The organism is Actinomadura sp. WAC 06369 (genome assembly GCF_003947565.1).
Lineage (GTDB): Bacteria > Actinomycetota > Actinomycetes > Streptosporangiales > Streptosporangiaceae > Spirillospora > Spirillospora rifamycini.
Map to the genome: position 1 here is coordinate 1 of NZ_QHJN01000218.1, position 11196 is coordinate 11196.

Below are 11196 nucleotides of genomic sequence, written 5' to 3' on the forward strand. Positions count from 1 at the left end.
GAAGCGACGCCGTAGGCGCCCTTGACGGGTTCCGGGCGGGCCGTACACTCCGGCCTCGGTCGGGGGGAAAAAGGGGGAGCTCTTCACCCGGCCGAAGGCCGGGATGGCTCAACCCCGTGACCCGGCCACGCGTAAAACTGCATTGCCGGGCTCAGTGGATAACCTCTCTTATCCGCTGAGCAAGGTGGGAGACTCAGCGGATAACGTCGCTCCGGCACCCTCGACGGCCGGGGCGGAACTCAGCGGATAACAACGGACGGCGGGCGGAGGCAGGGACATGGCGCAACGGCACCCGGGATCGGGACGGCCCGGCGAGGTCGTCGCACTGCGGCCGGACGCCGAGCGCTACACCACGGCGGACGGCGCGGCCGCGGCGTTCCTGGCGGACCGGTCGGCGGCCGAGCTCGCCGACGTGCTCGCGGCCGCGCGTCACGCCCTGGGCGAGGTCGAGCGGCATCTCGACCGGTGCGCCCTGGCGGCGAACACGGTCAAGGCGTACCGGCGGCAGTGCGCGGCCTTCGTCGGCTGGCTCGCCGAACGCGGCGCCGCGGCGCACCCGGACGCCTTCGGCGACGTGATCGGGGCGGCTGCGGCGGTGACGTCCTGGCGCCGGTCCCTCCTGGAGGAGCGGGTCTCGGCGGCGACGGTCAACCAGGCGCTCGCCGCGGTGACGCTGTTGTACGAACTGGCGGGTCTGCGCATCGCGGTCAAGCGGGTGCGGACGGCCCGTCCGGGCGAGCCGGTCGCGCTGACCGACCGGCAGGCGGGCGCGGTGGAGCGCGCGGCCGCCCGGCGCGGTGCCCGGGACCGGGCGGTCGTCGCGGTGCTGCTCTACAGCGGGGCGCGGGTGGAGGAGTGCGCGCGCATCGAGGTCCGCGACGTCGCGGTCACGGCGCGGACCGGCGCGGTCCGGCTGCTGGGCAAGGGCGACCAACCGCGGACGGTTCCGCTCCCGGCGCCGGCGCGGGCGGCGGTGGTCGACTACCTCGCCGAGCGCGGCCGCGCTGACGGGCCGCTGTGGCTCGGGCAACGCGGGCCGCTGACGGTCTCCGGGCTGACACAGGTCGTGCTCGCGGTCGGCGCCGCGGCCGGGGTACCAGGGCTGCGGCCGCAGCGGCTCCGGCACACCTACGGCACCCGGCTTCGCCGCGGCGGCGCCGATCCCGCCCAGGTGCAGGCGCTTCTCGGTCACGCCTCCATCGAGACGGCGGCCCGGTACTTCCGGGCCGGTGCCGACGAGCTCGCCGAGGTCGTCGGCGAGGTCTTCGACGGGTAGGCGCGGGGGCCTGGTTCGCAGTTCTGCCGGTTCGTCGGGGCGTGCCCGTTTACGCTCCTGACCTATGGCTGTCAAACGCCCGAACCCCAAGAAGGACAAGTCCGCCCGTCGTCCTCGGCCGCCTCGACCCGGGACCTTTACTGCCGGGTTCCTGGACCCGGCGCACCGGAACCGGCTCAACCAGATCACGCTTCAGGCCGACGGCAAGGCGCCGCCGGAGGCGTTCGTGCCGGTGCTCCTCACCACGACGTGGGCCGGGGCGCAGATCGGGATGCGCGCGAACTACTGCGTGGACGCGTGCCGGACGCTCGGCTACGCCCTGGGCGAGCTGGGCATCCTGACCGAGCTGCGCGCGGCTGAGGTCATCATCCGCGACGAGAACACGGGCGGCATGGTCGAGTGCGCGCCGCTCTCGCCGCGGTGGAACGGCAAGGAGCTCGATGGGCACTGCATCCTGACCCTGCCGGACCAGGGCCGGTACATTGACGCGACCTTGGAGCAGTTCCCCGGCATGGCGGAACTGCGGGGCGGTCCCGCGGTCGGCCGGTGCGGCGGCATGCTGGATCCCCGGACGGGCAAGTTCAGCGCCGGCCATAGCGTCGTCCGGATCCCGGAAGGCGGCAACATCGCGCTCAAGCGCGGGCCCCTCATGGTGCTGTACACGCTGTCCTCGGACGCGGACACCTCAGCGATCGTCGCGCATCCCAACGTCCAGCAGGGGGAACCGCTCTTCCGGCGCGCGGCGATGAACCTGATCTCGATCGTTCTGGGGTACGTCCGCGAGACCAGTTACCTGCCCGTCGCGCTGCGGGACACGCCGTTCCCGCGCCTGCACGCGCTGATGGACGCGATCGGCGACGCGCCGATAAGCCGGACGGACGGCGGGGACGCCCTGTTCACCATCGACGGTCGGGCCATGCGGCTGGACGAGATCGCTCTCCCTGCGGGAACCGCTCCGGCGGTCGCTCCGGCCTGATCACCATTGCTGGTGCGGGTTGAGCGCGGCGAGCCGGGCACGGAACGCGGGATCCGGGCCGGTCGGGGTGTGCTGCCCGGTCTCGGGGTCCAGGTAGCCCCATCCGCCGCGCTCGCCCGGCCCGCACAGCATGAGCGTCAGGGTCCCGGGCTCCACTTCGGTCACCTCGTGGTAGAGCTCGCGCGGGATCTCGTTGACGCTCCCCGCGCGGTGCTCGACGCCGAGCTCGGTCCGTACCCGGCCGCCGGCGAGCTCGTAGCGGTCTTCGACGTAGTGCCCGGCGAGGATGTGCGAGCGGAACGCCCAGGGGTGCGAGTGCGGCCGCGGCTGCGCTCCGCCTCGCCGGTCGGGCGCGTACCACAGGTTCACGCGGACGGTCCGGGCGTCGCTCTGCCAGAGCGTGAGCTCGGCCTTGTAGGCGGTGCCGTCCTCGTCCGGGACCAACGTCCAGCCCTCCGGCTGCGTCCACCGGGCCCAGGTGAGCGGACCGACGTCCGGGGCGTGCGCGTCGAGCGCGGCCGCAGCCGCCTGGCGCATCGGATCGGTGACCACGAGGCCGGGGATGATCTGCGTCATCAGCATGCCCTCACCCTGACAACTGCTCGGCGGCCCGACTAGGCGTTTCGTGTCGACCGTTGCAGGCGTGACGAGAAATCCCGGCTGACCAGCGAAAGTTTCGCTCGCTCAGCCACGCGGTCACCACGTGATCGCAGGAAGGGGCGCAGCGGCCGCCGCCGATCCCCCAAGCGGGCAAGGGCTGTACCACTCCATCGAGGGCAAGGAGACCCGGAGCGCAGGACCGCCCCGCGGTCCGAGCACCGGAAGCTCCGCGGCAGCACCTTGGCCTCGGCCACGCACTTACTCCGGCCCTGCATCGACCGATCCTCGCTGGACGGCCGAAGGCTGTTACCCCAGCAGGTGCTCGGGGAGGTCGGCGGCGAACGCCTGGTGCAGCGGCGGCGGGGGCGAGTGACCAGGGCCGGTGAGGTCGGCGTTGACCTGCCCCAAGATCGACGCTCGGCGCAGGGCGGCCGCCTCGGCGGCGCGGTCCGCTGCGCGGCCCGAGGCCGATGGCCGGGGGCGGCGGCTCGTGATGCCTCGTGCGGTGAGCTCGGCGGCGAACGCGTTTTCTGGCTCGGTCATGGCGGCGCGGAGGGCGCTGCGGCGCCGCGACTCCGGGCCAGTCTGGCGGGCGGCGACGCGTGCCCGCGCGGCCGCTGCTGCGGCTCGGGCCTGCGCCCGGCTCGCGGCCGACGCCTCCAGGGCATCGGCGCGTTTGGCGGCGAGCTGGGCGGCGTAGGCGGCGTGGCGGGCGCCGTGGTGGTCGACGGGGAGGTTCCGGCGCCTCCGCAGGTCGCGCAGGACGGCTTGCAGCCGGTAGCGCAGCAGGCCGTGCAGGTCGCGGGCGCTGCGTACCCGCTCGGTCAGGATGTCGACCAGGTCGCCGGGGTGGACGTGGGCGCTGTAGCGCGACACCAGGGCGACCATGCCGCTAAGCTGGGCGATCTCCTCCTCGGAGAGCTCTTGACCCTGCTCAGCCCAGCGGCTCCGGCAGCGGTTCAAGATCGCGACTGCTTGGGCTCGATCGTCCTCGGTGAGTCCCCCGGGCCGTCGGCGCCGGGACCGTTCCTCCCCAGACTGGTACGGGGCAGGAGGGGAGGGGGGAGAGACCCTCGCGTATAGGGGCCACGCCTCCAGGTAATAGGCACTCGGCCGTTGGTTTTCCACAGGAGCGGCGGCGGTGCCGGTGGCGTGGGCCTGCGAGTCTCTGCACGCGCCGTACCGGTAGAGGCCGATCTCGTCGGCCCCGGCGAGCGCCGCGGCGGCGTACTCGTCCCATGCGGCCACGGCGCCGCTGAGCGGCGCGGCAGTCTGGGCGTCGGCCTCCTCCGGCAGATCCTCAGGGAGGCGAGCGGCGGGCCAGCACAGCACGTAGCGGGCGGTGCGGGCGTCCTGGCCGCCGGCTGCGGGCGGGCGGTGCCCGGCGCTGTGCCGGGTCTGGCGGACGAGTCCGAGCTCCCGGACGACTCGCCAGTGCGCGTACGCGGTGGCCTCACTGCACCCGAACGCCTTGCGGTAGCAGGCGATGAACTTCCCGATGTTCTCGACGTGGCCCTTGTCGTCGGCGTAGTCGCCGAGCATCCCGATCATCTGCCGGACGCCCCGGGCGGTGAACGCTCGGCGCCACTCGGCGGCTGCGGCCTGCTCTGCGCGGGCCTCGACCTCGGCGGCCGTCCTCGGCTCGTCCGCCTGAGGTTTGGGTCCGGGGCGAGCGGTGCCGAACTCCTCGACGGCGCGGGCCTCGACCAGTCGCGCCGTCCGGTACCAGGTGGCGCGGCGCATGCCGGGGAGCAGGAGATGGCCGTCTCCGGCGGCCGGGCGCGGCGGGCGCGCGCTGTACCGGGCGAGCGCCGCAGCGAGCTGCTCGGCCTCGCGCCGTGTGACCCATCGTGCGACCGCAGCGCGGCAGATCTCGGCGAGCTCCTGGTGCTCCTCGCCGTCCTGCGGCGGCCGCCTGCTGGGCGTCGTGGTCTGGACCGAGTTACCTGCGATGACACGCGATGACACGCGCGAATCGGGGCATACGAGACTCGGCCCTGCGATCTCGGGTATCGTGGGCTCCGACGTTCGGCCCGGTTCGAGTGGCAACAGAAAGCCGCCGGTCGAGCCGGGTGTTGTGAGGGGCCCTAACGCGCGTTCGGTTGGCAGCCAGCGCTTAGGGCCTCTTGGCTTTTCGGGCTCCTAGCCCGATCACGTCGCTAAGAGGCGCGTTCCTCCTGGGGGTCCTGGGCCTGGGTGAGGGGGCGCTCGGCGGCCTCCTCCTGCTTCAACAGTTCTCGCGCGATCTCGTCCTGCTCGATCAGGTGCTCGACGTACCGGGCGAGGTTGAAGCCGCGGGCCTCGGCACCGAGCTCGACAAGGCGCCGGTGCTTGGGGCTGACCCGCGTGCGCAGCGTCACCCACGGCCCCGGGTCACGCTTGGCCCCATAGGGAAGCCGACGAGTGTGGGGCACGGGAGTAACCATGCGAGAGATCATGGCGCATCCAAGTGGTACCACTCCGGGATTTCGGCGGCGTGTTGGGTAACTATTTCGTCGCGCCGCGTGTGGCATCGGTTCCCCCGCAGGGGCAAAATGCCTGCTGATCAGCGAAGTTTAAAGTACGTGTTCTGATTCACAGTCTGGAGATTCCTGCGGTGGCTGAGGGCCTGGTGCGTGTCGTGGCTTGGGTGCCGCGTGGGACTGAGGCTCGTCTCGGCGAGCTGGTGCAGGCCGAGCGGGCGCGGCGCCGGCTGATGGTGGCCGAGGATCCGCGGTGGGACACCTCCGGCCGGACGGCGGACGAGCGCGCGGCGGTGAAGCTCGCCCGGGTGGCCTGGCTGGCAGATCTGCGGGGGCGCGGCGAGTTGCTCGACACCTCCGCCGCGGTGCTGGCGCTGGGCGTGCGCGGCGAGCTTGCGGCGCGCGGCTGGGATCACGAGTGGCCTCCGGCCCCGGAAACGGCGGTCTCGGGCCGCTGGTGGGGGTCGCGGGCCGAAGGCTTCCCCGAGCGGGTGGCAGCGAATCTGCCGGTCGCGCTGGTTGACCAGGTGCGCGCGGCGTGCTGGCACTCCTCCCCCATTGCCGAGCTCCGAGCCTGGCGCGACCGGCGGCCGGGGCCTCTGCGGGGCGCGCTGCGCGCGGAATACGACCAGCTCGCGGCGGGGGTCAAGGTGCCCGGCGAGATCTGGCGCGGGGCCTACCGGCGGGTTCTGGGGTGGCCGAGCACGCACGCGGCCGAGGACGCTCAAGGCTGAGCGTCCTCGGCGCACCTTTAAAAACGTACTTTGAAGTTCACAGGTGGCGCCTACTCTTCGGGCGCGGTGAACTCCTTCCCGCACAGTCCGCAGGTGATCGTGCCGAGGTCGAGCACGGACGGCGCAACGCGGATCCGGCGGGGCGGCTCGCATCCGCAGCGGGCAGCGAGGCCGTTGTTGCTGCTGGTGCGGCCGCCCTCGACGGTGCCGCCGTGCCCTCCTCCCCCGGCTCCGGCGGCGATGGCGATGTGCTCGGACCGCCGGTGCGCCGTGATCGCCGCGGCGAGCCGGTCGAGCTCGGCCGCGTACGCGCGGGCCGTCTCGTCCGGGACGGTCGTCGTTGACCAGCCGATGCGCTCGTCCTTGGCCAGGGTGAGGCCGAGCTCTTCCCCGAGCGCCTTAAACCGGGCGTTGTGCCAGCGGCCTTGACGGCTGGTGTCCTGGATCCCTCGGGTGTGCGCGACGCCGTGCGCGGCCTCGTGCAGCAGGGTCCCGAGCAGTTCGCGCGGGCCCTGTTCGAGCCCTTCCCCGGCGACGAACAGCTCGGCGAGGTCGCCGGCGTCGCGGTGGACCCACCGGGCTCCGGCGTAGTGCCCGAGCGTCACCCGGCCCGGGGCGGCGCCGATCGTGCCGGATCCGATCGTGACGACCACGCGCGGCACGTCGGCGTGTCGGCGGCGGATTGCGGCCCAGGTGCGTTCGATGGCGTCGACCAGGGCGAGCGTCACGCTCTCGTTCGCGGCCGGGTGGTCGGTGCTGCTGGGCGAGGTCGTCGTCATGGCCACGATCCTGGCTGAATGACACGTACGTGTCAACAACGCCCGGAGCGACTGCCTGACGCGCTCGACCGGCTCCGGCAGATGGCGGCCGCCCCGGACGGTCCTACGGCGGCGCTGGCCGTGGGGTGACGCTGCCTCGCCAATCTCAAGCGGACGGACGAGACGGGCCCCGGTCCCACCTTCGGCAGGTGGACCGGGGCCCGTCTCGTCGTGTCCCGCGCCGCGCATCTCTTCGCCCCGGTCCTCGTCGGCTAGACGTGGCGGAGAGTTCGCCGGGCGGCCAGTCCTCAACGGTCCGGGGTACCGACCAGCCGATAGCCTCGCCCGGCCTCCGCGATACCGCCCTCCTCGACGGCATCGGCCAACCAGGTGGCGAGGGTGCCTCTCAGGTCGGGCAGCGCTGACCAGTGCTGGTGGAGGCTGGCGAGCAACTCCGCGAACGGCACCGGGCGGCGGGCGCTCTCCAGGTAGTGCTTGATCGCGTCGCTCAGCGCGTCAGCGCACCCGACGCAGAGCAATTCGCCGTCCAACTCCTCCGCGGGGGTGCCGCATCCGTCGCATTCAGAAACGTCGTCGAACTCGTCCATCGTCATCCCATCCGCGCGGGCGGCCGCGCTACGTCCTGCTCTCGGCGCGGTACGCCTGCGCCCAGTCCTCCAGCTCGGACAGGGGCCAGTGATTGCGGTACAGGAACCGGTGCGGCGCCGGAAACGGCAGCGCCTTGGGTCCGCCTCGGGTGAGCCATCCCGTGATCGTCTTGGGCGCGATCCCGGTGACGGCGGACGCTCCGGCGGTGTCGACCCACACGTCTCCCCCGGGCAGCTCGGGCAGGCCGAGCAGACGTCCGGCGGGGGCCTGTCGTCCGGCGGCGCGGGCGGAGGCGAGCTCCTGGGCGTGTTCGGCGAGGTCGATGCTCTCGACGGGCTCGGTACCTCGCCGCTCGATCGGCTCGTCACGGGCGGGCATGGCGGACTCCTCCCCGGGGCAGTTCTAAAACTGTCAGCATAGGGCCGGTTCGCCGGCGTCGTGGATCAGGTCGAGTTGCTGCGGCGCCGCCGTCACCGCGGCGAATCGGGCGAGCAGGTCGTCTTGCCAGTCGAGAGCAGCATGGAGGCAGTTGCCGCAGTGCTTGCGGCGCCCTGCGCACTCGGGGGCGGGCGGCCGTCGGCGCATCGCGGCGGACCATGCCATTGAATCGGCCGTGGTGAGCCATCGGCCGTAGCGCAGTAGTCCGGCGGTCTTGACGCCGAACCCGTGCAGGGGCAGGTCCAGGGCGGCGAGCTCGCGGAAGATGGCGCCGATCTCGGCGGCGCCCTGGCGGCGGCACACCGACCCGACACCCACCACCTGGTAATCGGTGCTGAGCCGCACGCCTGCCTCCTCGTACATCTCGACGCATCGTAGGTAGTCATCGATGGTCCACCCCTGAACGACCGGCATGACGGGGCACTCGCCGTACCCGTACTGCGGCCACAGAGCTTCCAGCTCCACGAAGTTGGCGACGGTGCGGGCCTGGTGCTCGGCGACGCTCAACCCGGTCCCGGCGAATTGCTGCCCGTTCCACGTGCCGCCATGGATGACGGCGGGCTCGCACATCCAGTCCTGCGGCGCGGCCCATGCGAGATCGCCGATCTCCTCGTCGTAGCGAGCGAGGGCCTCGATGTACTCGGCCGGGCTGGTCAGGAACCGACCGTGCCGCTGGATCTCGGTGAAAGCCCCGGAGTCCACCGCGTAGTGCCGGTACTCCGGGCGCGGCAGCGTCTTGAGCTTGCGCAGGGTGCGGTGCGAGATGAACAGCGCGGTCTCGCGGGGCGCGGTGATCAGCCATCCCGGCCGATGCACGCCGAGGTAGAACGTGAGCGTCTGCTCGTCGCAGATCATCCCCCACCTCCCTGTCATGTCAGTTTTAAAACTGCTCCCGTGGTCCGCCGTGCGGGCCTAGAACAGCGCGCCCTGTCCAGCGCCGTCCTCCTGATCGACCTCGTACGCCTCGACCACGGCGGCCGGAATGCGGCCCTTGCCGATCGGCCATTCGTTCTTGGCGGCCCATTCGCGGATCGCCTCGCGGCGGTCGCGGATCGCCCGGAACTCGCGGTCCGCGGCGGCCGCCTTCTCGGCCTCGTTGGCGCGCGCTCGGGTGCGGCGCTGCTCGCGCTCCTTGGCCCGGGCCCGGATCGCCTGCTCGGCCTTGTACGCGCGGAACGCGGGCGGGTTGAGCTCCTCGACGGTGGCGCCAGCCGGGTAGAGGCCGGTTGCGATCGCCCATGCGAGGACGTCGGCGGGGTCCGGCTCGGCGTGGCACTCGCAGTCGCACACCCACCGGCACGAACGGTCGGCATACCAGACCTGCGCAACGTCCGTACGCTTCGGGCCGGTCGCGGTGGGCGTCGGGTGGGCGTACGGCTCGCGGTGCCGCGCGTCGTGCTCTCCGTCGGCGCTGAGGATGGACCCGATCGGGAGGACGAGCGGCTCACGGCGGTGGCAGCGCTCGCCGTGGTCGCAGCGGGTCATCCCGTACTGACATGCACACGCCGTGAAGTACCCGGGGACGGAGGCGAACAGGCGGCGCATGGCAGGCAGCCATGCGTGCTCGCGGATCCACGCGGCTTCGGTCTCGGTCATCATCGGGCGGTCTCGGTCGGGACTGAGCATGAACGCGGGCTTGCCGCAGATCACGCAGGGCTTCGGCTCGTCGGAAACCCGGGCCTTGCTCCAGTCGAGACGAACGGGCTTCTTCGCCATCACGGCTCCAGTTTTAAAACTGCGTACGGATGATCAGGAGGCGCCATCCGCTGTCGCGCAGCGATCGCCAGGTCACGACGGCGGCTGCCGCGATGACCACTGCGGCGAGCAGGCTCACGGTCGCCGCGGTGACGTCGGGGCGCACGAGCGCGGCGAGCGCGGCTCCCGCGGCGAGCGTGGGCATTGGGGCCGCGTAGAGCAGGGCGGCGAGGGTGGCGAGCAGCGTGATCGCGGTGAGGGTCATGGCTTTCGGCTCCTTCAGGGGGCGTTCCGTCCTTTCGCCTCCTATCATAGCAGTTTTAAAACTGCATCGCTACTCGGGTGGGTTGTTTTTGCTGGTCATGGCGGGTTAGTTGCCAACCTGGCAGACGATTCCGCCTTCGCGGATGGCGCACGGCCCGGCCCCCGGCGCCGCGGCGGCCAGGGGCGGGACCGCGGCCGCGCTCGCGACGCCGAGCAGGGCCAAGACGACGAGCGCGCGGCGCGGCATCAGCCGGACCACCAAAGCGGCATGGGCAGGGTCGGGGACAGGACGGCGAGCAGGCCGACGGCGGCGAGCGCACCGAGGATGCGAGTTCTCATAACGTTATGCATACACGTGACTACTGTCCGACTCAAGAGGGGTTTGCCTGCGTAGGGTGCGGACCATGGCGCATTCTTCGGTCGGTCTGGTCGCGCGCGGGGGACGCTGCGGTGTGAATTGGGCGCATGATCCCGACTGGCATAGGGGCGACGTCGCCGAGCTCACCGACCATCCGCGCGGGCTCCGGATCCCCTCGGACGGCGCCGCCCATGGGGTCACGGTCTGGGTCACGCGGTGCCTGGCCTGCTCGGCGCCGCTCCTGTGCGTCGGAGCGTGGGGCGCGGGGGCGGGCTCGCCTCCGCTGGTGCCTCCAACGCTCATCCTCGATCTGGTCGACGCCGAGCTGTCCCCTGAGCACATGGCGCTGCTCGACCGGGACCCGGGCGCCGGCATCCCTCCACTGCCGCGGGCCTGGGGCACCGCGGGCGACGGGTGGCGCGGCGTCTGATCGGGCCTGGGTCTGGAACCCGGTCGGCGGTCGGTGCCGTCCTACTGGTCCACTACCGAGAGGAGACATCAGCGTGCCGCTTCCGCCCTTCACGCCACCTGGGCCGGACGCTCCTCGCCCCTTCCCTCCGGCTGGGCAGGCTCAGGGACCCGCGGCGTCACCAGTTCGGCAGCCGGGGCTCATCGCCGCTCTCGGGGACACGCAGTTCACGACCTTCATGACGCCGATGCTGGCTCGCTGGATCTACATCGGGTCCATCGTGGTCATCAGCATGACCACGATCTTTTGCTTCGGCTTCGCCTGGTGGCTCGCGAGCTGGTTCCTCGGTTGGTTCTTCGGCCTGGTGGCCATGGCCATGGCCCCGCTCATCGGCTTCGTGCTCTTGCTGGTCGCGCGCGTGGCCTGCGAATCGGTGCTGATCCGATACAACCGGGCGGCACCTCCTCCACGAGCCTGATCGCCTTTCACGGGCCCTGGTGGTCGTCCTGGTGGTGGTGGCTGGGGGAGGTACGACGGTCGTACCCGTCCCTCGGGGCTGCTGGGTCGGTTGGTTGGGGTGGGGGCCGGCTGGGTGCTGCTTGGCTGGGCCCCGTGCT

14 protein-coding genes are annotated in these 11196 nt (G+C 71.9%); 5 read left to right on the forward strand and 9 right to left on the reverse strand.

Annotation, left to right across the window (positions count from 1 at the left end):
- Positions 1–277 precede the first annotated feature (277 nt).
- Entirely contained in the window at positions 278–1276 is a 999-nt protein-coding gene (locus DMH08_RS35585; RefSeq protein WP_125620527.1) for a tyrosine-type recombinase/integrase, read from the forward strand.
- A 64-nt stretch (positions 1277–1340) separates the two neighbouring features.
- On the forward strand, positions 1341–2252 hold the full coding sequence (locus DMH08_RS35590; RefSeq protein WP_125620529.1) for a hypothetical protein: 912 nt from the start codon (positions 1341–1343) through the stop codon (positions 2250–2252).
- On the opposite strand, the gene DMH08_RS35595 is transcribed toward DMH08_RS35590, so the two are convergent.
- The 3 genes from DMH08_RS35595 to DMH08_RS35605 all read right to left on the reverse strand — a co-directional run bounded on the left by DMH08_RS35595 (position 2253) and on the right by DMH08_RS35605 (position 5212).
- Positions 2253–2834, reverse strand: a complete 582-nt coding sequence (locus tag DMH08_RS35595; RefSeq protein WP_125620531.1) for a hypothetical protein — start codon at positions 2832–2834, stop codon at positions 2253–2255.
- Positions 2835–3158: 324 nt separating this feature from the next.
- Entirely contained in the window at positions 3159–4820 is a 1662-nt protein-coding gene (locus tag DMH08_RS35600) for a hypothetical protein (RefSeq protein WP_125620532.1), read from the reverse strand.
- A gap of 191 nt (positions 4821–5011) precedes the next feature.
- The gene (locus DMH08_RS35605; RefSeq protein WP_125620534.1) at positions 5012–5212 is read right to left on the reverse strand and encodes a hypothetical protein; all 201 of its coding nucleotides are present in this window, start codon (positions 5210–5212) and stop codon (positions 5012–5014) included.
- A 236-nt stretch (positions 5213–5448) separates the two neighbouring features.
- Here DMH08_RS35605 and DMH08_RS40565 point away from each other — a divergent pair, with 236 nt between their 5' ends.
- Positions 5449–6048, forward strand: a complete 600-nt coding sequence (locus tag DMH08_RS40565; RefSeq protein WP_158642451.1) for a hypothetical protein — start codon at positions 5449–5451, stop codon at positions 6046–6048.
- 50 nt (positions 6049–6098) lie between these two features.
- On the opposite strand, the gene DMH08_RS35615 is transcribed toward DMH08_RS40565, so the two are convergent.
- The 6 genes from DMH08_RS35615 to DMH08_RS35640 form a co-directional block, all read right to left on the reverse strand.
- On the reverse strand, positions 6099–6827 hold the full coding sequence (locus tag DMH08_RS35615) for a hypothetical protein (RefSeq protein ID WP_199748159.1): 729 nt from the start codon (positions 6825–6827) through the stop codon (positions 6099–6101).
- Positions 6828–7114: 287 nt separating this feature from the next.
- The gene (locus tag DMH08_RS35620) at positions 7115–7414 is read right to left on the reverse strand and encodes a hypothetical protein (RefSeq protein WP_125620538.1); all 300 of its coding nucleotides are present in this window, start codon (positions 7412–7414) and stop codon (positions 7115–7117) included.
- A gap of 28 nt (positions 7415–7442) precedes the next feature.
- Complete coding sequence (locus DMH08_RS35625; protein WP_125620540.1) at positions 7443–7793, reverse strand: helix-turn-helix transcriptional regulator; 351 nt, start codon at positions 7791–7793, stop codon at positions 7443–7445.
- A 33-nt stretch (positions 7794–7826) separates the two neighbouring features.
- Complete coding sequence (locus DMH08_RS35630) at positions 7827–8726, reverse strand: deazapurine DNA modification protein DpdA family protein (protein ID WP_199748160.1); 900 nt, start codon at positions 8724–8726, stop codon at positions 7827–7829.
- Positions 8727–8765: 39 nt separating this feature from the next.
- Complete coding sequence (locus DMH08_RS35635; protein ID WP_125620541.1) at positions 8766–9569, reverse strand: Lsr2 family protein; 804 nt, start codon at positions 9567–9569, stop codon at positions 8766–8768.
- Between the two features lie 13 nt (positions 9570–9582).
- The gene (locus DMH08_RS35640; protein WP_125620543.1) at positions 9583–9813 is read right to left on the reverse strand and encodes a hypothetical protein; all 231 of its coding nucleotides are present in this window, start codon (positions 9811–9813) and stop codon (positions 9583–9585) included.
- A 403-nt stretch (positions 9814–10216) separates the two neighbouring features.
- Between DMH08_RS35640 and DMH08_RS35645 the strand changes: the two genes are divergently transcribed.
- Both DMH08_RS35645 and DMH08_RS42530 read left to right on the forward strand, forming a co-directional pair.
- On the forward strand, positions 10217–10600 hold the full coding sequence (locus DMH08_RS35645; protein ID WP_125620545.1) for a hypothetical protein: 384 nt from the start codon (positions 10217–10219) through the stop codon (positions 10598–10600).
- Between the two features lie 73 nt (positions 10601–10673).
- Positions 10674–11057, forward strand: a complete 384-nt coding sequence (locus DMH08_RS42530; RefSeq protein ID WP_267898596.1) for a DUF4282 domain-containing protein — start codon at positions 10674–10676, stop codon at positions 11055–11057.
- Positions 11058–11196 lie beyond the last annotated feature (139 nt).